General features: G+C 71.1%; 23 protein-coding genes. 12 read left to right on the top strand and 11 right to left on the bottom strand.

Translation table 11 applies throughout. The annotated features are described in order from the left end of the window. Positions 1 to 43: 43 nt before the first annotated feature. A complete protein-coding gene (locus tag AC4BEG_RS04270) occupies positions 44 to 1,441 on the bottom strand; it encodes a DUF6421 family protein (RefSeq protein WP_490704570.1) in 1,398 nt (465 codons plus the stop codon). Positions 1,442 to 1,693: 252 nt separating this feature from the next. Between AC4BEG_RS04270 and AC4BEG_RS04275 the strand changes: the two genes are divergently transcribed. Both AC4BEG_RS04275 and AC4BEG_RS04280 read left to right on the top strand, forming a co-directional pair. Continuing rightward, positions 1,694 to 2,377 (top strand): glycerophosphodiester phosphodiesterase, encoded by a 684-nt coding sequence (locus AC4BEG_RS04275; protein ID WP_490704571.1) that lies wholly within the window; start codon positions 1,694 to 1,696, stop codon positions 2,375 to 2,377. A gap of 52 nt (positions 2,378 to 2,429) precedes the next feature. Further along, positions 2,430 to 2,816, top strand: a complete 387-nt coding sequence (locus tag AC4BEG_RS04280; RefSeq protein ID WP_490704572.1) for a VOC family protein — start codon at positions 2,430 to 2,432, stop codon at positions 2,814 to 2,816. 55 nt (positions 2,817 to 2,871) lie between these two features. On the opposite strand, the gene AC4BEG_RS04285 is transcribed toward AC4BEG_RS04280, so the two are convergent. Both AC4BEG_RS04285 and AC4BEG_RS04290 read right to left on the bottom strand, forming a co-directional pair. Further along, complete coding sequence (locus AC4BEG_RS04285; RefSeq protein WP_490704573.1) at positions 2,872 to 3,291, bottom strand: PPOX class F420-dependent oxidoreductase; 420 nt, start codon at positions 3,289 to 3,291, stop codon at positions 2,872 to 2,874. Between the two features lie 33 nt (positions 3,292 to 3,324). Then, the gene (locus tag AC4BEG_RS04290) at positions 3,325 to 3,666 is read right to left on the bottom strand and encodes a hypothetical protein (RefSeq protein WP_490704574.1); all 342 of its coding nucleotides are present in this window, start codon (positions 3,664 to 3,666) and stop codon (positions 3,325 to 3,327) included. A gap of 124 nt (positions 3,667 to 3,790) precedes the next feature. Here AC4BEG_RS04290 and AC4BEG_RS04295 point away from each other — a divergent pair, with 124 nt between their 5' ends. The 6 genes from AC4BEG_RS04295 to AC4BEG_RS04320 all read left to right on the top strand — a co-directional run bounded on the left by AC4BEG_RS04295 (position 3,791) and on the right by AC4BEG_RS04320 (position 8,498). After that, positions 3,791 to 4,420, top strand: a complete 630-nt coding sequence (locus AC4BEG_RS04295; protein WP_490704575.1) for a DUF5134 domain-containing protein — start codon at positions 3,791 to 3,793, stop codon at positions 4,418 to 4,420. 85 nt (positions 4,421 to 4,505) lie between these two features. After that, complete coding sequence (locus tag AC4BEG_RS04300; protein WP_490704576.1) at positions 4,506 to 5,441, top strand: M56 family metallopeptidase; 936 nt, start codon at positions 4,506 to 4,508, stop codon at positions 5,439 to 5,441. 130 nt (positions 5,442 to 5,571) lie between these two features. Next, a complete protein-coding gene (locus tag AC4BEG_RS04305) occupies positions 5,572 to 6,237 on the top strand; it encodes a phosphatase PAP2 family protein (RefSeq protein ID WP_490704577.1) in 666 nt (221 codons plus the stop codon). 231 nt (positions 6,238 to 6,468) lie between these two features. Further along, a complete protein-coding gene (locus tag AC4BEG_RS04310; protein ID WP_490704578.1) occupies positions 6,469 to 6,840 on the top strand; it encodes an ATP-binding protein in 372 nt (123 codons plus the stop codon). A gap of 132 nt (positions 6,841 to 6,972) precedes the next feature. Then, positions 6,973 to 7,716 carry an HAD family hydrolase gene (locus tag AC4BEG_RS04315; RefSeq protein WP_490704579.1) on the top strand — a complete coding sequence of 248 codons (744 nt, stop codon included), beginning with the start codon at positions 6,973 to 6,975 and terminating at the stop codon, positions 7,714 to 7,716. 155 nt (positions 7,717 to 7,871) lie between these two features. Then, complete coding sequence (locus tag AC4BEG_RS04320; protein ID WP_490704580.1) at positions 7,872 to 8,498, top strand: TetR/AcrR family transcriptional regulator; 627 nt, start codon at positions 7,872 to 7,874, stop codon at positions 8,496 to 8,498. A gap of 16 nt (positions 8,499 to 8,514) precedes the next feature. Here the strand turns inward: AC4BEG_RS04320 and AC4BEG_RS04325 are convergent, their stop codons facing one another. Further along, entirely contained in the window at positions 8,515 to 10,008 is a 1,494-nt protein-coding gene (locus AC4BEG_RS04325) for an LVIVD repeat-containing protein (RefSeq protein WP_490704581.1), read from the bottom strand. A 123-nt stretch (positions 10,009 to 10,131) separates the two neighbouring features. Between AC4BEG_RS04325 and AC4BEG_RS04330 the strand changes: the two genes are divergently transcribed. The 3 genes from AC4BEG_RS04330 (at position 10,132) to AC4BEG_RS04340 (ending at position 14,360) form a co-directional block, all read left to right on the top strand. After that, positions 10,132 to 10,800, top strand: coding sequence for a DUF305 domain-containing protein (locus tag AC4BEG_RS04330; RefSeq protein WP_490704582.1), 669 nt, complete (start codon positions 10,132 to 10,134; stop codon positions 10,798 to 10,800). A gap of 279 nt (positions 10,801 to 11,079) precedes the next feature. After that, entirely contained in the window at positions 11,080 to 12,441 is a 1,362-nt protein-coding gene (locus AC4BEG_RS04335) for an FAD-dependent oxidoreductase (protein ID WP_490704583.1), read from the top strand. Between the two features lie 455 nt (positions 12,442 to 12,896). Next, positions 12,897 to 14,360 (top strand): nucleobase:cation symporter-2 family protein, encoded by a 1,464-nt coding sequence (locus tag AC4BEG_RS04340; protein ID WP_490704584.1) that lies wholly within the window; start codon positions 12,897 to 12,899, stop codon positions 14,358 to 14,360. On the opposite strand, the gene AC4BEG_RS04345 is transcribed toward AC4BEG_RS04340, so the two are convergent. From AC4BEG_RS04345 to AC4BEG_RS04365, 5 genes are all read right to left on the bottom strand, one after another. Beyond that, entirely contained in the window at positions 14,274 to 14,648 is a 375-nt protein-coding gene (locus tag AC4BEG_RS04345) for an ArsR/SmtB family transcription factor (protein WP_490704585.1), read from the bottom strand. The two genes, AC4BEG_RS04340 and AC4BEG_RS04345, sit on opposite strands and share 87 nt — an antisense overlap. Positions 14,649 to 14,783: 135 nt before the next feature. Continuing rightward, positions 14,784 to 15,044, bottom strand: a complete 261-nt coding sequence (locus tag AC4BEG_RS04350; RefSeq protein ID WP_490704586.1) for a chorismate mutase family protein — start codon at positions 15,042 to 15,044, stop codon at positions 14,784 to 14,786. Next, on the bottom strand, positions 15,041 to 16,297 hold the full coding sequence (locus tag AC4BEG_RS04355) for an ATP-grasp domain-containing protein (RefSeq protein WP_490704587.1): 1,257 nt from the start codon (positions 16,295 to 16,297) through the stop codon (positions 15,041 to 15,043). The genes AC4BEG_RS04350 and AC4BEG_RS04355 overlap by 4 nt, the downstream gene beginning before the upstream one ends. A gap of 20 nt (positions 16,298 to 16,317) precedes the next feature. Beyond that, positions 16,318 to 17,535, bottom strand: a complete 1,218-nt coding sequence (locus AC4BEG_RS04360; protein ID WP_490704588.1) for an MFS transporter — start codon at positions 17,533 to 17,535, stop codon at positions 16,318 to 16,320. 15 nt (positions 17,536 to 17,550) lie between these two features. Further along, positions 17,551 to 18,768, bottom strand: coding sequence for an ATP-grasp domain-containing protein (locus AC4BEG_RS04365; RefSeq protein WP_490704589.1), 1,218 nt, complete (start codon positions 18,766 to 18,768; stop codon positions 17,551 to 17,553). 369 nt (positions 18,769 to 19,137) lie between these two features. Between AC4BEG_RS04365 and AC4BEG_RS04370 the strand changes: the two genes are divergently transcribed. After that, entirely contained in the window at positions 19,138 to 19,929 is a 792-nt protein-coding gene (locus AC4BEG_RS04370; protein ID WP_490704590.1) for a class II aldolase/adducin family protein, read from the top strand. Positions 19,930 to 19,990: 61 nt separating this feature from the next. Here the strand turns inward: AC4BEG_RS04370 and AC4BEG_RS04375 are convergent, their stop codons facing one another. Both AC4BEG_RS04375 and AC4BEG_RS04380 read right to left on the bottom strand, forming a co-directional pair. Then, positions 19,991 to 21,193 (bottom strand): MFS transporter, encoded by a 1,203-nt coding sequence (locus AC4BEG_RS04375; protein WP_490704591.1) that lies wholly within the window; start codon positions 21,191 to 21,193, stop codon positions 19,991 to 19,993. 29 nt (positions 21,194 to 21,222) lie between these two features. Continuing rightward, positions 21,223 to 21,513 (bottom strand): hypothetical protein, encoded by a 291-nt coding sequence (locus AC4BEG_RS04380; protein ID WP_490704592.1) that lies wholly within the window; start codon positions 21,511 to 21,513, stop codon positions 21,223 to 21,225. Positions 21,514 to 21,989 lie beyond the last annotated feature (476 nt).

Below are 21,989 nucleotides of genomic sequence, written 5' to 3' on the forward strand. Positions count from 1 at the left end.
GTGTTCCCTGCCGCATGTCCGTCCGTCTGTCCGTCGACGGGGCTCATGCGGCCGCCCGCACATCGTCGTCGGCCGTGATCCCCTTGGTGGAGGCAACCACGTCACGCAGCTTCTTGGCGAGGGCCTCGTAGAACATGCTCAGCGGAAACTCGTCGGGAAGCACGTCGTCGACGAGCTTGCGCGGCGGCTGGGTCAGGTCCAGGGCGTCGGGGCCCTTGGCCCACACCGAGCCGGGGTGCGGTGCCAGATAGGTGGACACCAGCTCGTACGCCTTGAACCAGTGGACCAGCTTGGGGCGGTCGATACCGTCGCGGTAGAGCTTCTCGATCTCGCCGCACAGCTGATTGGTGACCTGCGAGGCGCGGGACCAGTCGATGTGCAGGGTGTTGTCCGTCCAGCGTACGACGTCGTGCTGGTGGAGGTAGGCGAAGAGCAACTGGCCGCCGAGGCCGTCGTAGTTGCGGACGCGGTCGCCGGTGACCGGGAAGCGGAACATCCGGTCGAAGATCACGGCGTACTGCACGTCGCGGGCCTGGGCGACGCCCTCGGCCTCCAGCTTCACGGCCTCCTTGAAGGCGGTGAGGTCACAGCGCAGCTCCTCCAGGCCGTACATCCAGAACGGCTGCCGCTGCTTGATCATGAAGGGGTCGAAGGGCAGGTCACCGTGGCTGTGGGTGCGGTCGTGGACCATGTCCCACAGGGCGAACGCCTCCTGGCAGCGGTGCTGGTCGGCCAGCATCTCCGCGATGTCCTCGGGGAGTTCGATGCCCAGGGCGCGGACGGCGGCCTCGCTGACCCGGCGGAAGCGGGCGGCCTCGCGGTCGCAGAAGATCCCGCCCCAGCTGAACCGCTCGGGGGCCTCACGGACGGCGATGGTCTCCGGGAAGAGCACCGCGGAGTTGGTGTCGTACCCGGCGGTGAAGTCCTCGAAGGCGAGGCCGAGGTAGAGCGGGTTGTCGTAGCGGGTGCGCTCCAGCTCGGCCAGCCAGTCCGGCCAGACCATGCGCAGCACGACGGCTTCCAGATTGCGGTTCGGATTGCCGTTCTGCGTGTACATGGGGAAGACGACCAGGTGCTGGCGGCCGTCGGTCCGCCCCTGGGCGGGCTGGAAGGCCAGCAGCGAGTCCAGGAAGTCGGGCACCTCGAAACCGCCGTCGGCCCAGCGGCGCAGATCGGCGACCAGCGCACGGTGGTACTCGGCGTTGTGCGGGAGCAGCGGAGCCAGCTCCTCGATCGCCTTGATCACCCGATCGGCGGCAGCCGCCGCGGTGGCACGGGAGGGCGCGCCCTCGGCGTCGAAGTCGATCGAACCGTCCTTGGACTGCCACGGGCGAATCGTTTCGACAGCATCCTTCAGAGCCAGCCATGCCGGGCGCTCGACAACACGCTCCGCAGGCAGAACGCCACCGTCCGCTATGGCGGACGAAAGGATTTCCGTCATGACCTCTCCTTCGCCGAAGAAACTATCGTGATCCCACGGTATCCATGGACGCTTCTTTCGCTCAAGAGGCGTTACCGGAAATTGTCCTGCCTCACACCCGCGGTACCGCTGTTTTTCCTGCCCCATACGGGCCAACCCATGCCCCGGCCGTGCTTCAGCCTTCCTGTCACGGTCGGCCGTTAGGCTGTGCGCCCGTCCGGGCAGCCCGCCGCCACCACCCCCGTCGGCGGCCGACAGAACAGCGAGACAGCCTTGTCTTTTCTCACCATCGGACACCGTGGAGTGATGGGCGTCGAGCCGGAGAACACCCTGCGCTCGTTCGTTCGCGCCGAGCACGAGGGTCTGGACGTCATCGAGCTGGACCTGCACCTCAGCAAGGACGGCGCGCTGGTGGTGATGCATGACGCCGAGGTGGACCGGACGACCGACGGCACCGGGCCGATCAGCGACCGCACCCTCGCCGAGCTGCGCGAGCTGGACGCCGGGCAGGGCGAGCGAATCCCGGTCTTCGAGGAGGTCGTGGACGCGGTGCGGGCACCCCTCCAGGCCGAGATCAAGGACGTGGCGGCCGCGCGGGCGCTGGCGGAGGTCCTGACCCGGCGCAATCTGCTGGACCGGGTGGACGTCATCTCCTTCCACGACGAGGCGCTCGCCGAGATCCGCACCCTGCTGCCGGAGGTGCGCACCGCGCTCGTCGCCAGCCGCTACGGCCTGGACGTGATCGACCGGGCACGCACGGTGAGCGCCGGAATGCTGGTGCTCAACATCCGCAGGCTGACCCTGGAGCTGGTGGAGCGGGCCCATGCCGCCGACCTCAAGGTCATCGGCTGGACGGTGAACACCCCCGACCATCTGAAGCTGGCCCGCGGGCTCGGCCTGGACGGCGGCACCACCGACTTCCCGGAGATCCGGCGGGCGGCGCGCTACACGGCGTGAAACGAGCCGCGGGCCCGCGGAACCGCCGCATCGGGTGCGTAGGGTCGCGGACATGGTGCACGTACTGAGCAGCCGCACACTGCTGCGGCCGACGGACCCCGAGCGCTCCCGGGCGTTCTACGGCGAGGCGCTCGGGCTCGCGGTCTACCGCGAGTTCGGGACCGGACCTGAGCGCGGCACGGTCTACTTCCTCGGCGGCGGCTTCCTCGAGCTCTCCGGCCGCTCCGACACCCCGCCCGCGCCGGGCCTCCAGCTGTGGCTCCAGGTCGCGGACGCGGCGGCGGCGTACGAGGAGCTGACCGCGCGGGGCGTGGAGGTGCTGCGGCCGCCGGTCCAGGAGCCGTGGGGGCTGGTCGAGATGTGGATCGCGGACCCGGACGGCGTGCGGATCGCGGTCGTGGAGGTCCCGGAGGACCATCCGCTGCGCTACCGGCCCTGACGCCCAGCAGGGGAGGGCCCGCGCCCGCGACAGGGCGTACGGATACGGGTACGGGTCAGCCGGGCTGGCCGCTGTCCTTCATCTCGCCCCAGCCGTGCCAGCGGTCGATGCCGATCCAGGCGCTGACCCGGGCCCGGTCCCGCTGCGGGTAGTCCTGGCCGATGTAGTGCCGGGCCAGCCGGTCGATATCGGCCAGGTCCGTGTCCTCGCGCAGCTCGACAACGCGACCGATGACGCTGATGTGGGTGTACCAGTTGTGCTCGTCCAGCACGGTGAGGGTCACCCGGGGGTCGTCGCGGATGTGCTGGAGCCGCTTGCGCCCCTCGTCCATGTTGACCAGGATCCGGCCGTCGTCCCACAGGTACCAGGTGGCCGTGGACACCGGCTGGCCGTCGGGCCGCAGCGTGGCGATGACGGCGCTGTTGACCTTCTTCAGCATGGCGACGGCGGCCTCGGGAAGCGGGGGGTTCGACACGGGCTCTCCTTCGGTGATCCATGGGCGGCGTGTTCACCGTGCCACACCCCGGCGCCGCCGGAACTCCTCGAGCCAGCCCCGGATCTGCGCGTCGTCATGGAGCGGGCAGCCGTCCGGCCCGGGAAGGTCGACCCCGTACAGCAGCTCCAGCGCCCAGCGGCTCGGCTCGTCCAGGGCGAGCGTGTCATCGGTGAGCCACTGGGCGGCCCACCGGTCGGCGGCGTCCCGGCTCAGCCGCCCCTCGACCAGGGCGACGAGACGGGCCTCGATCTCGTCGTGGATGTCGTGGATGTCGTGGTTGTCGTGGTTGTCGGGGACGGGGTGGACGTCGTGGTCGGGGTGGACGGGGTGGCTCACCCGGCGGCTCCTCTCCATCCGCCGCACCGTAGCGCGTGGCCCGGACACCCTCGGTGCGCTCCCCCACTGCGCCTGTGCGCTCCCGTAGTCCGGGGTGGACCGGGGAATCCTGCCGGTACACATCCGTCCCGGGAGGTGTGCCGTGCACGGACCGCCGCTCGTCGGCTGGCTGTTGGTCGTGCTGTGCGCGGCGAGCGGTGCGTACTGCCTGGTGCGGATGCGGGGCGAGCCACCGGGCGCGAGGCGACGAGCCGCGGGGGCCGAGGCGCTGATGGGCTGGGGGATGGCGGTGATGGCGGTGCCGTCCGCCGTGCTGGATCCGCGGCCCTGGGGGCCGCCCGCCTTCGCCGTGGTCTTCGGTGTCGCGGCGGTGCGGGTGCTGCTGCCGGTGCGCGGGGGCGCGGGGTGGTGCGGACACCATCTGCACCACGCCATAGGGGCGTTGGCGATGGTCTATACGGCGCTCGCCATGACACCGGGCACCACCGGCGGCCATGAGCACTCCGGCGCCCTGGCGCAGGGGCGGATGGCGGCGGGCGTACCGCTGCTCACCGGAGCGCTGCTCGCCTACTTCGCCGTCTATGTGGTGCGCTGCGGGCTGCGGCTGGTACCGCTCACGGACAGCGGCGCGGGCGGCGGCGCGGGCGGCGGCGCGGACGGCGGGACGCACCGCGGCACCCGCCCCGTCGCCTGGTCGCGGCGGCCCGAGCTGGGGCATGCGTGCAGGCTCTCGATGGCGATCGGGATGTTCGCCATGCTCCTCACGCTCTGAACCATGCGCGGACGCGCCGTGGTGTGCGTCACTTCGCCCGCGGGACCGTACCCCGGCCCGACCCCGCGCCCATAGGGTGACGGCCATGATGGTCCCGCTCGTACTGATGGGCCTGGGCGCACTGGCGGCGGCAATGGCGCCACGCCTGATGTCCCGCTCCGACTGGGTCGACCGCGAACCCATACTCGCCCTCTGGGTGTGGCAGTGCGTCGTCGTCGCCGTGCTGCTGTGCTGTGCGCTCACCATGGCGCTCACCGCCGCGGCCGCCTCGGAGGCCGTACGCGGGAACGTTTTCGCGGCCGCGCCCCACGGCGTGGTGGAGGCATACGCACTCGGCGGCTACGGGCCGTGGGCCGCGCCGGTGGCCCTCGCGCTCGCCTCCGGAGCGGTGTGGAGCGCGGTGATGCTCACCCGCGAGATCCGCCGCGCCCGTGCCTCGCGCAAGCGGCACCGGGCCGAACTCCTCGTCCGCTCACCGGTGTTGCCCGGTGAGGAGCCCTCCGGGGACCGTCTTGTCGTACTCGAGAGCGACCGGCCCGACGCCTGGCTGCTGCCGGGCCCCACTCCTCAACTGGTCATCACCACCGCCGCGCTGCGCCGCCTCGAAGGCCGTCGGCTCGATGCCGTCATCGCCCATGAGCAGGGCCACGCGCGCGCCCGGCACCACTGGCTCCAGCACTGCTCGGGAGCGCTGGCCGGCGGCTTTCCGCAGGTGCCGGTCTTCGCGGCGTTCCGTGACGAGGTGCACCGGCTGGTGGAGCTGGCCGCCGACGACTCCGCCTCGCGCCGCTTCGGGCGGACCACCACCGCGCTGGCGCTGGTCGAACTCAATGAGGACCGCGGGGTGTTCGGCCCCTGCCCCAGCGGTCTCGCCCAGGTGCCGCAGCGGGTGGACCGGCTGCTGGCGCCCGCCTCACGCCTCCCGGTGGGGCGCCGCTGGCGGCTGACGGCAGCGGCGGTGCTCGTACCGGTCGTACCGCTGCTGGTGACGCTGGTCCCGGCACTGCGGGTGCTGGGCTGAGAGAGCCCGCTGCTGGGCTGAGCTGCGGGTGCTGGGCTGAGGGAGCCCGCCCGGTCGTACTCCCCCGCCGCGGCCCGCCTGCCACCACCCTCCTGGCACCCGGCCCGGCCCGTCGGCGATCATCGGAGACATGCAGCCGCCGTTCCGCCACCCCGGTCGCACCTCGGCCGTGCTCCTCGCGCTCTTCCTGCTCCTGCTCGCGCCAGTGGCCGCCTCCTGGGGGCCACTGGACCGCGCCGACCGGGACATCGCGGTGTCCCTGCACCACTCCGCCGTGACGCACCACGGCTGGACCGAGACCACCCGGGTGCTGTCGGACTGGGTCTGGGACCCCTGGACGATGCGTGCGCTGCTGGCGCTGGTGGTGGGGTGGCTGCTGTGGCGCCGGGAGTGGCGGCTCGCCGTATGGGTCGCGGCCACGGCGGCGCTGGGCACCCTGCTCCAGCAAGGGATCAAGGCGGCCGTCGGCCGGGAGCGTCCGCACTGGCCCGATCCGGTGGACTCCGCGCACTACGCCGCCTTCCCGTCCGGCCACGCGCTCACCGCTACCGTGGCCTGCGGTCTGCTGCTGTGGGTGATGACGCTGCACGGAGCGCGGGACCGGTGGCTGCGGCTCGTGGCGGTGGCCGGTGCGGTGTCGGTATGCGGCGTGGGCTTCACCCGGCTGTATCTCGGGGTGCATTGGCCCAGCGATGTGCTGGGCGGCTGGTTGCTGGGGGCCGCGCTGGTGTATGCCGCGGCCGCCGCGTATCCGTACACGGTGCGCGGCGGCAGGTCCGAAGGAGACGAACGGTGACCGGGGAGGCCGGAGGCCGCTCCCTGGCCCGCCCGTATTCTTGACGGGCCCCCGCGCCGGCGCGGGCCCCACCACTACCCGCCGTCACGGGCACCGAGAGGTATCTGCCGCACTGTCCGGCCCCGGCACCGCCCAGGCCGCGATCGGCGGCGGATGACCCGGGCCCCACCGCGGTCCGGTGGGCGGCACGTTGTACGAGCAAGGGTTGTACGAGCAGGGCAGGGAGGCACGATGCTGACGCTGCGATCCGACGAGGTGTCCCTTGCCGATGCCCGGGATCTCGTCGGCGCGTTCCTCGCCGAACACTGCCCGGCCGTGGACGCGTCGGTGGTGAAGACCGTCATCAGCGAGCTGATCACCAACGCGATCCGGCACACCTCCGGCTCCTGGTCGCTGACCGCGACGCTGGCCGACGGCGTCTTCGTCGTCGGCGTCCACGACAGCAGCAGCAGTCCGCCCGTTCCGCGTCCCGGTGTGTCGGACGGCAGCGGCGGCTGGGGGATGCACATCATCAGCCGGCTGGCCCGGCGGATGGAGGTCACGCTCACCGCGCAGGGCAAGACCGTCGCCGTCCAGTGGCCGGTCACCGGCGACCGCGTCTGAACCGGGACCGGTGCGCCTCTGACCCGGCAGGGCCTTTTCGGGTTGATCCAGGCAAAACGGCTTACGGCCCGCGAACGGCGCCGACGCGCAACTCCGTTTCCCCATGGCATAGTTGATCAAGGGGTGGTTGTGATGGAACCGCTGAGCGCCGACGGGCGGAGTGGGCCGCTCGGGGGTGTGCTGTTCGACTTCTCCGGGACGCTGTTCCGGATCGAGTCCGCCGAGTCCTGGCTGCGGGCGGCGCTGGAGGAGACCGGGACGGTCCTGCCCGAGGAGCAGTTGGCGCGGTACGCCCGCGCCCTGGAGGAGGCCGGTGCGCTCCCGGGCGGCGCGCCGCCGGCCACGGTCCCGCTGGAGCTGGCGGAGGTGTGGAGCGCCCGGGACCGTACGGCCGAGTCGCACCGCGCCGCCTTCACGGGGCTGGCCCGCCAAGTACCGCTTCCCCACTCCGAGTTGTACGACGCCCTGTACGCACGCCACCGGCAGCCCGCCGCCTGGCGGCCGTACCCCGATGCCGCCGGGGTCCTCGGTGAGCTGCGGCGGCGCGGGGTACGGATCGCGGTGGTCAGCAACATCGGCTGGGATCTGCGCCCGGTCTTCCGGGCCCACGGCCTGGATCCCCTGGTGGACGCGTATGCGCTCTCGTACGAGCACAGGGCGCAGAAGCCCGACCCCCGCCTGTTCCGGGCGGCCTGCGACGCGCTGTCGCTGGCCCCGCACGAGGCCCTGATGGTGGGCGACGACCGGCGCGCCGACGGCGGTGCGGCGGCTGTGGGGTGCCGGGTGTACCTGGTCGACCATCTGCCGGTGGACCGGCGGCCGGACGCTTTGCGCGCGGTCCTGGAGCTGTTCCCGGACCGCACCACACCCCCCTGAGCAGTGCGTCGCGCCGTGGTGCGAAGCCGCCGGTTCGGACGATCCCCCGCGTCGCCCGAACCGACGGAGGCAACAAGCCATCCTCGAGTGATCGCCGGACAGCCGGATGCCGGTCTGAGTATATTGGCTCTGAGCCAGCCAACGCAGGAGTAAGCATGTCCCCCCGCAGCGCATCGGTCAATGAGGAGTTGCGCCGCCGTTCCCAGGCCCGTCTGCTGGAGGCGACGGTCGAGCTGGTCGGCGAGCGCGGGTACGAGGCGACGACGCTCGGTGACATCGCCGACCGGGCCGGGGCGGCCCGGGGGCTCGTGTCGTACTACTTCCCGGGCAAGCGGCAGCTGTTCCAGACCGCCGTACACCGGCTGATGCACACGGAGCTGGCCGGGGCGCTGGAGCGGGAGCCGGTCCCGGAGGGCGAGGGGTCCGGCCGGGAGCTGATGGCGCGGGCGATCGACGCGATCCTGGGCCTGGCCCGGGACCGGCCACGGCTGATGCGGACGCATATGGCGGGGATCCTCGCGGCCGAAGGGTTCATCCAGTGCGCCGAACAGCAGCGGCTGGCGGGGCTGTTGCGGGAGGTGGTGGTCCGCTACGGCTCCGAGGACCCCGACGAGGACTACCGGCTGCTGCGCGCGCTGCTGATGGGCGCGGTGGTGGCCGTGCTGCTGCCGGGCGCGCCGATGGCTCCGGGGCGGCTGCGGGCGGAGCTGTTCCACCGCTACGGCCTGGACTGGGAGCTCGGCGACCCGCCGGGCGAGGAGCCGCCCGGCGGGCAGGTCTGACCTCCGGGGCCGACCGTCAGCGGTAGTCGGGCTGGGTCTGCACATTGAGCTGGGGCAGCCGGACACTCCGGGCGCTGTCCGTGCGCTTGTCGTCGATCTTCAGGACATCGAGGCCCTTGACGATGTCGTTGGAGTAGATATGGCCGTTGTAGTAGTACGCGGACCAGGCGCCGCCGCCGATGAGGGTGTCGGCGGAGAGCGGGCCGCGCTCGAAGTAGCCGATCTCCTCGGGGTGGCTGGAGTCGGTGAAGTCCCAGATGGACACGCCGCCCTGGTACCACGCCTGGACCATGATGTCGCGACCCTTGGCCGGAATCAGCGAGCCGTTGTGGGCGACGCAGTTCTCGGTGTCGGCCTGGTGGCGCGGGATCTTGTAGTAGCCGCGGAAGACCAGCTTGCGCTTGTCGCCCTTGCCGGTGATGTCGTAGATGCCGTCGGCGCCGCGGTTCGGACCGATCCGGTCGTTGCAGGTGGCGGCACCGCCGCCGCCCAGCTCATCGGTGAACACGACCTTGGTGCCGCGTTCGTTGAAGGTCGCCGAGTGCCAGAAGGCGAAGTTGACGTTGTCCTCGACGCGGTCGATCACCCGGGGCTTGGCGGGGTCGGCGATGTCCAGGAGGATGCCGTCGCCCATGCACGCGCCCGCGGCCAGCTCCAGGTCGGGGAAGGTGGTGAGGTCATGGCAGCCGGTGGTCTGGGAGACACCGGGGTTGGTGGGGCCGCCGGGGTTGCCGCCGTCCGGGAAGAGCACGGGGAAGTCCACCACCGCGGCCTTCTCGGGGGCCTGGCGCGGCACCTTGATCACGGAGATGCCGTCATGCGGCGGCCGGCAGTCCGGGAAGGTCTCGCTGGGCGAGTAGGAGGAGACGTAGATGTAGACGTTGCTGCGCTCGGGCACCAGGGTGTGGGTGTGTGAACCGCAGGAGGTCTCGACCGCGGCGACGTACTTGGGGTTCCGTATGTCGCTGATGTCGAAGACCTTCATGCCCTCCCAGGAGGACTTCTCGGTCGCGGGCTGGGTGGTGCTGGCGCAGGAGTTGTCGTTGCGCGAGGAGTCGGTCGACAGGAAGAGCAGATCGCCGGAGACCGAGACGTCGTTCTGCGCACCGGGGCAGAGCACCTGGCTGACGACCTTCGGGCTCTTCGGCCGGCTGATGTCGTAGATGACAAAGCCGTCGTAGTTGCCCGCGAAGGCATAGCGGCCCTGGAAGGCCAGGTCGGAGTTGGTTCCCTTGAGGTCCTGTTTGGGGATGTTGGCGAGGTGGCTGACGTTGTCGCTGTGGACGATCTCGTCCACCCCGGGGATCCCGCCGTTCTCGATGGCGGACCGGGTGTCGTTCGCCTGACCCTTCGTCACCCGCTCGCTGCGCGGGGCGTCACCGGGGTCGGGGGTCGCGGCCGCCGGTCCGGCCGCCAGCAACGAGGCCACCAGGCCGATGGCTGCGAAGGCCGCTCCGAGGTATCTGCGCCGGTGCGGGGATCTGTCCCAGGGCTTCACTGCGCCTCCCATGTCCTCTGGCTCCGTTCGGGGTTGAACGGTTCGGGGACGAGGGAAGTATCGCGCCTTCCATGTACATAACAATAGTGAGGGCCATAATCGTCAGAAGAATTGCCCACCGCCCCGGGAGGCAACGTGTCGCACCGCCGTACGTCGCTCCACACCGCGTCCCTCACGCTCGCGGCGGTCACCGCCGCCCTGACACTCGCCCTCGCGGGGTGCGACGGACAGGGCGGGGACAGGGCCGATACGGGCAAGAGGAAGGACGGTGGCCCGGCGGTCATCGCACCGGGCGCACCCGGTGAACCGGCCCGGACCCTGTCGGCCGACGAGGCGGCGAAGGCGGGGGACGACGACTCCCCCAACTCGGCGGACCGGGCCTACGTCCGCATGATGATCGAGCACCACCGGCAGGCCCTGGTGATGACCGCTCTGGTGCCCGACCGGGCCGGATCGGGCAAGCTCAGACGGTTCGCGGAGCGTATCGCCTCCGGTCAGCAGCCGGAGATCGACGCGATGGAGGGCTGGCTGAAGACCAACGGGGGCGGCCGGACGGGCGGACACGAAGAGCATGGCGCGATGCCCGGGATGGCCACGCCGGAGCAGCTGGACGCGCTGCGCGCCGCCAAGGGCGCCGATTTCGACCGGCTCTTCCTGAAGCTGATGATCGCCCATCACCGGGGCGCGGTCAGCATGGCCACCGATGTACTCGGCACGGGCAACAACGTCCGGGTGGAGGAGATGGCGGGCGATGTCATCGCGCAGCAGAGCAGCGAGATCCTGCGGATGCGGGGGCTGACGTAGCGCGGAGGCGGGCGGCCTGGCGCGGCGCGGCCGGGGCCGGGGCCGGGGCCGCGGGGGCATGGCTCGGGTGGGCCGCGGACGTTCCAGTTCGCGGCGGACGTTCCGGGCGGACGCTCCGGTGGGCGGCGCCGGGGGCCGGAGCCGTCTCACCGGCCGTCAGCCGAGGGCGCCCGCCCGGCGGTGCCCCGTCACCCGTGCCGGTCATAACGGCGCACAGGCAACTCCCAGCGGCCCCCTCCCGGTGGGATGCTGGAGACATCCTCCGGAAGGAGCTCCTCCGTGCTGCGTGTCGCGGTCGTCGGATCCGGGCCGAGCGGGGTGTACACGGCCCAGTCGCTGGTCCAGCGGGAATCTGTCCCCGAGGTGACGGTGGATGTGCTGGACCGGCTGCCCTGCCCCTACGGACTGGTGCGCTACGGCGTCGCCCCGGACCACGAGAAGATCAAGTCGCTCCAGAACACCCTGCGCGCCGTGCTGGAACACCCCCGGGTGCGCTTCCTCGGCCATGTGCTGGTGGGGCCGCCGCCGCTGACGCCCGAGCGGCTGCTGGGGCTCTACCACGCGGTGGTCTACTGCGTCGGGGCGGCGACCGACCGCCGGCTCGGCGTCCCCGGCGAGGATCTGGCGGGCAGCGCCTCGGCCACCGAGTTCGTCTCCTGGTACAGCGCCCACCCGGACGCGCCCGGCGACGCCTTCGGACCGGGCGACGCCTTCGCACTCGGCGCCCGCTCCGCCGTGGTGATCGGGGTCGGCAATGTGGCGGTGGACGTCGCGCGGATCCTGGCCCGGGGAGCGGAGGAGCTGCGCCCCACCGATGTACCGCACGCCGCGCTCGGGGCGCTCGCCGACAGCCGGGTGACCGATGTCCACATGGTCGGCAGACGCGGTCCCTCACAGGCGAAGTTCACCACCAAGGAACTGCGTGAGCTGGGCGCGCTGACCGGTGCGGAGGTGCTGGTGCGCCCCGAGGAGCTGGCGCTCGACCCGGCGTACGGCGATCCGTCGGGGCTCCCGGGGCACAGCCGGCGCAATGTCGAGGTGCTGCGCGCTTGGGCACAGCGGGAGCCGCTGGGCCGTCCGCGCCGGATCCATCTGCGCTTCTTCCTGCGCCCGGTGGAGTTGTTGGGCGAACACGCGGTGCATGCCGTGCGCTTCGAGCGGACCGCCCCGGACGCCGGGGGCGGGGTGGCGGGCACCGGGGTGTTCGAGGAGATCGAGGCCCAACTGGTACTGCGGTCGGTGGGCTACCGGGGCGTGGCGCTGCCGGGACTGCCGTTCGACGCCGACCGCGGCACGGTGCCCAACGCGGCGGGGCGGGTGCTGCGCGACGGGGCGCCCTCGACCGGTGAGTACGTGGCGGGGTGGATCAAGCGCGGACCGACCGGCGTGATCGGCACCAACCGCCCCTGCGCCAAGGAGACCGTGGCCTCGCTGCTGGCCGACGCGGAGACGCTGGCGGCCCGCCCGGTGGCCGAGGATCCGCTGCGGGAGCTGCGCGCGGCCGGGCTGGAGCCGGTGCAGTGGCCGGGGTGGCTGCGGATCGAGGCGGCGGAGGCGGCGCTCGGGGAGACGCTGGGGCGCCCGACGGTGAAGATCCCGGACTGGACGGGACTCCTCGGCGCGGCGCACGGACGGGACTGACCGTCACCACGGATCGGGCGCGCCCGCGGCCATGGATCGGGCCGCGCCCACTGCCATGACTCGGACGCACCCGCTGCTCCGAAACCCGACTCCTGGCTGCCACGAATCGGACGCACCCGCCACGCCGAAACCGGTTCCCGGCTGCCACGAATCAGGCGCACCCGCCGCCACGGACCTGGCATGCACGCCGCTCCGAAACCCGGCTTCCGCCTGCCATGAATCAAGCGCACCCACCGCCACGGACCCGGCGCACTCACCGCTCCCAAACCCCACTTCCGGCTGTCGCGGATCCCGCGTTCACTGCCACGGATCCGGTCCCAGGGGTTGACACCGGTCGCCAACGGCCCTGAAATCAACAGATTGTTGAATCCTTTTGCGTCGAGTCCGCCACTCCCCACCCCAGCGACCGGGATTTCCGGCCCCCTCTCCCCCGCCGTACCGCGCAAGGAGCAGCCATGACAGCCGAACGCCCCGCACGCCATCCCGTGGACGAGATACCGCCGGCCGGCCGGCTCGCGGCCCTGGGCCTCCAGCATGTGCTGGCCATGTACGCGGGGGCGGTGGCCGTGCCCCTGATCGTCGGTGGCGCGATGAAGCTCTCCCCCACCGATCTGGCCTATCTCATCAACGCCGATCTGCTGCTGTGCGGTATCGCGACCGTGCTCCAGTGCGTGGGGCTGTGGCGGTTCGGTGTCCGGCTGCCGATCATGCAGGGCTGTACCTTCGCCGCGGTCACCCCGATGGTGCTCATCGGCACCGAGGGCGGCGGGCTGCCCGCGATCTACGGTTCGGTGATCGTGTCCGGACTGGCGATGATGCTGCTGGCACCGGTCTTCGGACGGTTGCTGAGGTTCTTCCCACCGCTGGTGACCGGCACGGTGATCCTGGTCATCGGGCTGTCGCTGCTGCCGGTCGCGGGCAACTGGGCGGCGGGCGGCCAGGGCGCGCCGGACTTCGGGGCGCCGAAGAACATCGGGCTGGCCGCCGCGGTACTGGTGCTCGTGATCGCCATCCAGCGCTTCGGGCCCGGTTTCCTCAGCCGGGTCGCGGTCCTGATCGGCATCGTGGCCGGGACCGCGGCCGCCGTACCACTGGGGTTCACCGACTTCTCCGGGGCGGGCGACGCCCACTGGGTGGGCATCTCCACCCCGTTCCACTTCGGTACGCCGACCTTCGAGGCGGCGGCCGTGGTGTCCATGCTGATCGTCGCCGTGGTGACGATGACCGAGACCACGGGTGACTTCATCGCGGTGGGCGAGATGACCGACCGCCCCGTGGACGGGCGGCGGCTGGCGGACGGACTCCGCGCGGACGGCGTGGCGACGATGCTCGGCGGTGTCTTCAACACCTTCCCGTACACCGCCTTCGCGCAGAACGTGGGCCTGGTGGGGATGACCCGGGTACGCAGCCGGTGGGTGGTGGCCGCCGCGGGCGGAATTCTGGTGCTGCTCGGGCTCGTGCCGAAGCTGGGCGCGATCGTGGCGGCGATCCCCGCCCCGGTGCTGGGCGGGGCGGGGCTGGTGATGTTCGGTACGGTCGCCGCGAGCGGGCTGCGGACGCTGGCGGGCGTCGACTTCCGGGACAACCACAACCTCACGGTGGTGGCGGTGTCGGTCGGGATCGGGCTGCTGCCGGTCGGAGTGCCGGGGATCTACCGGGAGTTCCCCGACTGGTTCCAGACGGTGATGGACAGCGGGATCAGCGCGGGCTGTGTGACGGCCATCGTGCTCAATATGCTCTTCAACCACCTGCCGGGCGGACGGACCGCGGCCACGGGCCCGGCTCCGGCCGCCGACTCAGCCCCGGCCTCCGGCTCAGCCCCGGTCGTCGACTCAGCCCCGGTCGCCGCCGACGCGTCCGTCCTGAAGGGCGGCGGCGCCCAGCACACTGTCGAGCAGGCCGGGGAACAGCGCGTCTAGGTCCTCGCGGCGCAGGGCGTTCATCTTGGCGGTGCCCCGGTAGATCTGGTGGATCACCCCGGCCTCGCGGAGCACCCGGCAGTGGTGGGTGGTGGTGGACTTGCTGACGGGCAGGTCGAGGACCGAGCACGACACCTCGCCCGGTTCCTCCGCCAGCGTCCGCACCACCCGCATCCGCATCGGGTCGGCCAGCGCGTGCAGCACGTCCTCGAGACGGATCTCCGCACGCCGCGGGTGCTCCAGCGAGCGGCCGGTCACCTGGGCCTGGGGCGTGGTCTGCGTCTGCACGACTGCTGCTCCTCGTCACCTGGGCTGTTCAGCCCCATCGTACGAGATCCATCGTAGTTTGACACTTTTCGTACGAGAGGTTCGCAGGTGACCGGGGCCGCCCGGCGACGGTCACGCCGGACGGGTGGCAGCGCCTCACTCACGCGAGACGTCCCGTGCCATCTCCAGGAGCAGCAGCCCCAACCGGTTTCCCAGCGGCCCCAGTTCGGTGTGGTAGTGGCGCAGGAGCCCGTTCTCCCGGGCCAGTTCGGACCGGGGTACGCCCATGGCGCCGCGCAACGTGCCGAGCTGCCGCGCCGCCGCGCTGCGCTGCCGGACCAGCGCGGCGATGGCGCGGTCCAGTTCGTCGACGATGGCCTGCTGTTCCTCCAGCACGGAGGTGTCGGTGGAGTTCATGCGAACGGGTCCAGTACTTCATGGGCCTGGGCGAGCACATCCCGCATCGACACCGCGGGCGCCTCCTCGACGGGCTCGGTCCGGATGACGATCGACTCGGCCAGCTCCCGGCTCCGGCGCACGGCCTCTTCCCGGGTGGCCGCGTGGACCAGCACATAGCCGCGCCGGTCGTCCGACCACTGCTCCGGCCGCACCGTGTCCCCGACGTCCACGTACACCTTCAGCTCGGCCACGCCCACGGCGGCCCGCGCCTCCTCGACCCCGCTCACCTCGGTGACCCGCCCCGGCGCCACCCTCAGGAAGCGGATCGCGGCCGCGCCCCGCGACTCGGGGGGCGGCACGGTGAAGTCCTCGCGAGCCTCGCGTTGGAAGGGCAGGTCCTCCAGATCGACACCGGTGGCCAGCTCGACCAGTTTGCTGATCCGGTCACCGCCGCAGCGGCTGTGGGACTCCACCACCCGCGGCCCGGCGGCCGTCAGCATGATCTCGGTGTGGGCCACCCCGTCCACCAGGCCCACCGCGTCCAGCACCTCCCGGGTGAACGCGGCGACCGCCTCGGCGTCCGGCGCGGACAGCGCCGCCGGTATGACATGGCCGCGCTCGATCACCCCGCCGTCGGTCTCCTTGCCGGTGATCGCGAGCACGGTGTGCCGACCGTCGAGGGTGAAGGTCTCGACGCTGATCTCCTCGCCCTCGAGCAGCGCCTCGACCATGAAGTCACCGTCGCCATAGGTGTCGATCCACTCCCACGCCCCGTCCACCTCCTCGGGAGAACGCACGGTGCGGACGCCCAGACTCCCGGAGCCCATGACGGGTTTCACCACCGCGCCGCCGTGTTCGGCGGCGAAGGTGCGCAACTCCTGGTGGGTGGTTTTGCGGGCGGCCGGGACAGGACCGATGCCCTTGGCGTTGAGCAGTTCCCGCAGCGCCATCTTGTCGTGGAGGGTGGCCGTGACCTCGGCGCTGTTTCCGGGGAGACCGAGGGCGGTGTTCAGATGCCCGGCGATCACCTGGCCGATCTCACTCTGGGTGATGATCCGGGAGAACGGGTCATGGGCGTGGAGGGTCCGAGTGAGCTCCGTCACCAGTCCGATGTCCTGGTAGTCGAAGAGATGGACCCGCTCGCAGTACTCCATGATGGCCGGGTCGAAAACCCCGGGCTTCTCGTAGTTGGTGATCCTCAGCCCCAGGGCGGACGCCTTCTGGAGAATGCGGGGAATTCCGCCGAGGACAAGGATGTGCGGCATTGCCATGTCTACCCCAAAGACAGTCATCAACGATGGGCTTCGGCCCGGCCGGTGATCCCGGGAGCCGATGCGGGTCTGAAGCGCGAGAAACCGGTGAAATACAGGACGCCTGCCACGGCGACCGCTGCCGTGGGCATCCATCCGCCCGAAGAACCGCCCTGATGCTCCGCCACATATCCGCACACGGCGCTGCCGGCGGCCACTCCGACATTGGCGCTGGAACCGGCCCAGGTGAACACTTCCTGGAGCCGGTCCTCCCCGTCACACACCCGGCCGAGCAAGGTGAATTCCTCGATACCGATGGCCGCCATGGGAATGCCCGCGAAGAACAGCGCTCCCGCCAGCGCCCAGGGCCCGGACTGGGTGGACACCAGGGTGAACAGGACCAGCCAGGCGGCCAGCAGCAGCCCGAAGCGGCGCCCGGGAATCCGCTCCGCGGGCAGCAGTCCGTACACGGCGCCACCCAGCACACTCCCCAGGGCGGGCGCCAGCAGGACGTAGCCCGCGGACTCCGCGGCGCCCGACTCGTCGAGCACCGACACCACGGCCACATCCATCGCGCCCGCCACCGCGGCGGTGGTCGCGGCCACGCACAGCAGCCAGACCACCGGCGGTGACAGCGTGCGCGCCGCCCGTCTGCGTACGGCCGTGCCGGACGCGCCCAGATGACGGCGGACGAGCCGGGTCGAGGCGAACCCCACCCCGCCCACCACCACACAGCCGTCCGCGACCACCAGGCCCAGCCGCGGGTCGAGCGCGGCCAGGGCGCCGGTCACGGGCGGTGCGGCGATGAAGAGCAGCTCGGTGACCACGGACTCGAAGGAGTTGGCCGGGACGTGGAGCCGCTCCGGCAGCTCCGTCCTCGGCCACAGCGCCCGCATGGCCGCGCCGATCGGAGGTGTGGTGAAGCCGAGGACGCACGCGCCGGTGAGGAACCCCGGTACGGAGCGGGCCTCGGCGCCGGACAGCGCCAGCGCCGCGCCGGCCACCCCGGTGGTCGCCCCCACCGCGTACACCAGGGAGGTGCCGAACCGCGAGCTGAGCCGCCCGGCGACGGGGCTGCCCAGCGCCACCCCGATGGTGAGCCCGCTGGCGCCCAGTCCGCCGACGCCGATGCCCAGCCGCGCGGTGCCCAGAAAGAGCACGCTCAGCCCGCATGCGACATAGCCGAACCGTCCGATCAGCGCGAAGAGTTCGGCCGGTTTCGCCCCGGGAACGCGGAAGAGTTCCGCATACTGCCTCACCGCGAACTCCGCCGGCTACGCGGCCCGGTGGGGGGAAACCGGGGCGAGCTCCAGGGTGATGGTGTCCTCGATCGCCTTGAGCTGGGCGAAGAAATCGGCGAAGTCCCGGCTGGTGGCCAGTACCCGGAACGGATGGGCGATCGTTCCGTCGTCCGCCGCCATCCGGTCGCCGCGCGACTTGGCCCGGACCACCTCCAGCACCCCCGGGAGCGCGGCGAGTTCCTCCTCACCCCCGATGTTGGTGATCTCGAACTCGCCCTCCGGGGCCTGCGGGGTGTAGTAGAAGGCGTGGCCGGTGAACTCCGGGAACTCCTCGATCCGCCGACCGAGCGCCGCGTGCCCCAGCTGCCGGAGCACGTCGTAACCGGCCGCCGCCCGCAGCAGTTCGGCGACTCCGCCGCCGATCCGGCCGTTGACCTCGATCACCACTGGGCCGGAAGGGGTGAGCATCAGCTCGGTGTGGGTCGCTCCCCAGGTGACGCCGAGCGCGCGCAGAGCGTCCGTGGTGACCTCGCGGATCCGGTCCACGCGCCGCTGCGGCAGCCCGGACGGCATCACATCCCCCACCTCGCGGAACGGGGGAGCCAGCGGCAGCTTGTCGGTGACCGCGAGATGGTGGATCACACCGTCGGCCACGAGGGACTCGACGCTGACCCGAGTGCCCATGCGCTCGTCGTCATGCCAGTTCTGACCGGCGATGACCTCTTCGACCACGAAGACCGGCCGGGATCCGACCACTCGTCGATCGGTGGCGTAACGCTCCAGGGCACCCGTGTACGCGGCCGCCAGGGCGTCCGGGCTCTCGGTGCGGGTGACACACAGACTGCCCATGCCCACGGCCGGTTTGAGCATCAGCGGGAACGTCAGCTCCTCGGCGGCCCGCCTCAGCTCGCTCTCGTCGGACACCACGGCGAACGCGGGGCAGCCGACGCCCGCGGCGCTCAGGGCCGACCGCTGGAGGTCCTTGCGCCGCAGCCGGATCGCGGCCTGCGGGGAGTTGCCCGGCAGTCCGAGCGCGGCGGCGGCGACCGAGGCGTGATAACTCACCATCTCGCTGAGCGCCAGCACACCGTCCACCGGTGTCCCGCCGGCGGCCGTCCGAAGCACCTCGTCGATCACTTGGTCGGGGCGGTCGACAGTCTCCACCGGGCCCAGCTCGCCGAGCCGTTCATTACGGAACGCCTGCTCCGCCGCCGATCCCCAGCGCAGGGTGACAACGGTGTACGTGGCCATACCACGCAAGGAGGACACGATATCCGGCAATCCGGGCCCGGGAGGCGCATCCACCAGAACGAGGTGCGGTTTGGACGACGGTAACACGCACTATCCCCTCATTTTTTGGACACGTGCACGCACAAGGCGGCACTCTCTTCTCAGAGGTGCCGTTGGATCAATTCCACGCCAAGTTACGGAATGTCACAGGAATCCTAACTCAGAACTGATCGAAGTCAATACCCTCCCGGGTCTCCCGACGGGGGATCAGTCCTGGTGGCGCGCTGTGATATCCGCTGGTCACGGGGGTTGCTTGACATGAACGGCGGCGGGTGCGAGAAAATCGTGAGTCTCCATCACTCGTCAGCTTGATTCGAAGTGGAGTATTGCGTGAGTCTTTCCGATCTCAAACCCATACCGAGGGACCGGCTCAGCTTACGGCTGCCGCAGGTATTCGATGACATCGAGGAAGAGCGGCGCCACCGCCAGGAGAGCCTGGTAATCGCATTCCGCTTGTTCGGCCGGTTCGGCTTCGAAGAGGGAATCGCCGGTCACATCACAGCGCGCGACCCGGAGCACACCGACCACTTCTGGGTCAATCCGTACGGCATGTCCTTCAAGCACATCCGGGTCAGCGATCTGTGCCTGGTGAACCACCGCGGCGAGGTGGTTCACGGCCGCTACGACATCAACGAGGCGGCGTTCGCGATTCATTCCCGGATCCACGCGGCCCGCCCCGACGTCGTGGCCGCTGCCCACAGCCACTCCCTCCACGGCAAGGCGTTCTCCGCCCTCGGCGCGCGTCTGGAGCCCATCACCCAGGACGTCTGCGCCTTCTACGAGGACCACGCGCTCTACGAGGAGTACAACGGCGTGGTGGACGACCTCGAGGAGGGGCGGCGCATCGCCCGTGCCCTCGGTCCGCACAAGGCGGTGATCCTGCGCAACCACGGACTGCTCACCGTCGGGCGGTATGTGGAGGCCGCCGCCTGGTGGTTCATCACCATGGAGCGGTCCTGTCAGGCGCAGTTGCTCGCCAAGGCGGCGGGCGAGGTCGTGCACATCGACCACGACACCGCCCTGATGACCCAGAAGGACATCGGCACCGACGACATGGCGTGGACCAACTTCCAGCCACTGCGCGACCAGATCGTCAGAAGCGAGCCCGATCTCTTCGACTGAGGCCGGGGCGGGACCGGGCCGCCGCACCGCGGCGGGGCCGTATCACCCCTGTTGGGCGGTCTCATCCGGCCGCGCGGTCGACCGCCCGGTCCCGCCACGCGGGCAGGAAGGCGATGAGCATCAGCAGCGCGGTCAGGGCGAAGGCCCGCGGATAGCCGACCGGAGCGGCCAGCGCCCCGAAGCCCACGGCGCCCACGCCCATCCCCGCGTCGTAGGCGAAGTTCCACAGGGCGCTGACCGTGCCGTACCCGGAGGCCGTGACCCGGGCGTACATCAGGGTGATGGTGGCGTTCTGGGCGACTCCGAAGCCGATGCCGAACAGCGCCACCCCGGCCACCACGGCCACCGGGTTGCCGGTGAGCGCGGTGACGAGGATTCCGGCGGCCGACGCGAGCAGACCGGGCACCACCAGTCCAGCGGGCCCGTGCCGGTCGCCGTGGCGCCCCGCGGCCCAGCGGGCGGCGGTCGACGCCGCGGGCTGGACGAACAGCGCCACCGCGACCAGCCCGGTGTACGTCGACGGAACGGCCAGCGGCAGGAAGGTGACCACGATCCCGGCGCCCAGCGCGGTGGTCGCGAACACCAGGGTGGGCCGCAGCAGTCCGGGCGTACGGAACCCTGCGACGATGCCCAGCGGACGGTCCGGCGTCGGCTCCCGGGCGGGCAGCCCCGGCACCACGACGATCGCGGCCAGCGCCACCACCGCCCCCGTCACGGCCACCGTGGTGTAGCCGACGTGAGTGGCCAGCCACACCCCCGCGGGCAGCCCCACCAGCGAGGGCACCCCCGCCACGAGGCCGGCCAGCGCCATCCCCTCGCCGCGCCGCTCGGGCGGGATCAGAGACACCGTCAGCGCGCCGCCGGCCACCACCGTCAGGGCGAAACCGAATCCGCGCAGCAGACAGACCGCCACGATCCACCCGATGCTGTCGAACGCGGTCAGCACCAGCGCGGGCGCGCCGAGCAGCACCAGACCCACCGCCAGCGAGACGCGATAGCCGTAGCGGGTGACGAACCGCGGGGTGATCAGCTCCCCGGCCACCGTGGCCAGCATCAGCGCGCCGGTGGCCAGGCCCGCTGCGTTGCTGCCGCCGCCGGACGACTCCTTGGCGTACAGCGGGACGACCGACAGCAGCAGGAAGAAGCTCGCCGAGGCGCCGATCACCGTCACAAAGCGCAGCAGCAGCGCCCGGGTCACCAGCCGCGGCCGGGCGACGGCGGCGGTGCCGGTGTCGGGGGTCTGCGGGTCCGTCGATGAGGTCATACCGGAACGGTGGAGACCGGGCGGGCCGGCTATCTCGTCACCCGGGTCGGCTCGGCCACTCGGATCGCCGCGGGCGCGTGCGCCCTGCCCGCCACGGCCCGGCCGTCGGAGTCGTCCCGCGGCGTGGCGGCCCGGATGGCGCGGAGGGTCGCGGCATGGAGCTCGGCACGCGCCCGGTGGCCTTCGGGTGAGTAGTCGGTGAGCCGGTCGTCATGACCGGGGACGCCCAGGTGGGTCGCGGCATTGGGGTCGAGCGCGGCGTAGTCGTCGACATAGCGGTCGCAGAGGGCATGGATGGGGCCAGAGACCGGATCAGCCATGGGGGCGACAGTACCCGCTCCATAGCGGAAGCGGCGAAAGAGTCTCTGGGCGCTTCACATGTATGGCTCATTCTGTCTGGTGACCCGGCCGGTTGGCGATCAGTTCGTGGTGCATGCACACCAGAGTTCCGGTTTTCTGTAATGAGGGATTCCGCTATTGCCACGGGCCACGACGGTTATGCATTTCGGCCAGTCAGGCCCGCTGGACGAGGTACATGGCCATACCCTTGATCGCTGCACCCAGAGCGCCGAGTTGCCGCACCGGAGCCGTCTTTCGCGCCCTGACCTCGCCCTTTTGCATGCATAGCGTGAGCCTGCCACACAACGGGGCGCTTCCGGCCAATGATGTTGACGGGCGCAAGAACGTATGAGAGAAATTTTTGGCACGCAGGTCGTGCGTCAAGAGCCGGTTCACCGTCCGGCTACATACCCCCCAATTCACCTGTCCCGCCCACCGGTTTGGTGCCGCTGTGCGC

The sequence above is a fragment of the Streptomyces sp. JLBJ103 genome (assembly GCF_058215575.1).

Coding starts and splice junctions, on each gene's coding strand:
- AC4BEG_RS04270 (WP_490704570.1), bottom strand. CDS start 1,441: ATGACGGAAATCCTTTCGTCCGCCATAGCGGACGGTGGCGTTCTGCCT.
- AC4BEG_RS04280 (WP_490704572.1), top strand. CDS start 2,430: ATGGTGCACGTACTGAGCAGCCGCACACTGCTGCGGCCGACGGACCCC.
- AC4BEG_RS04290 (WP_490704574.1), bottom strand. CDS start 3,666: ATGGAGAGGAGCCGCCGGGTGAGCCACCCCGTCCACCCCGACCACGAC.
- AC4BEG_RS04300 (WP_490704576.1), top strand. CDS start 4,506: ATGATGGTCCCGCTCGTACTGATGGGCCTGGGCGCACTGGCGGCGGCA.
- AC4BEG_RS04305 (WP_490704577.1), top strand. CDS start 5,572: ATGCAGCCGCCGTTCCGCCACCCCGGTCGCACCTCGGCCGTGCTCCTC.
- AC4BEG_RS04310 (WP_490704578.1), top strand. CDS start 6,469: ATGCTGACGCTGCGATCCGACGAGGTGTCCCTTGCCGATGCCCGGGAT.
- AC4BEG_RS04315 (WP_490704579.1), top strand. CDS start 6,973: ATGGAACCGCTGAGCGCCGACGGGCGGAGTGGGCCGCTCGGGGGTGTG.
- AC4BEG_RS04320 (WP_490704580.1), top strand. CDS start 7,872: ATGTCCCCCCGCAGCGCATCGGTCAATGAGGAGTTGCGCCGCCGTTCC.
- AC4BEG_RS04325 (WP_490704581.1), bottom strand. CDS start 10,008: ATGGGAGGCGCAGTGAAGCCCTGGGACAGATCCCCGCACCGGCGCAGA.
- AC4BEG_RS04340 (WP_490704584.1), top strand. CDS start 12,897: ATGACAGCCGAACGCCCCGCACGCCATCCCGTGGACGAGATACCGCCG.
- AC4BEG_RS04350 (WP_490704586.1), bottom strand. CDS start 15,044: ATGAACTCCACCGACACCTCCGTGCTGGAGGAACAGCAGGCCATCGTC.
- AC4BEG_RS04355 (WP_490704587.1), bottom strand. CDS start 16,297: ATGGCAATGCCGCACATCCTTGTCCTCGGCGGAATTCCCCGCATTCTC.
- AC4BEG_RS04365 (WP_490704589.1), bottom strand. CDS start 18,768: ATGGCCACGTACACCGTTGTCACCCTGCGCTGGGGATCGGCGGCGGAG.
- AC4BEG_RS04375 (WP_490704591.1), bottom strand. CDS start 21,193: ATGACCTCATCGACGGACCCGCAGACCCCCGACACCGGCACCGCCGCC.
- AC4BEG_RS04380 (WP_490704592.1), bottom strand. CDS start 21,513: ATGGCTGATCCGGTCTCTGGCCCCATCCATGCCCTCTGCGACCGCTAT.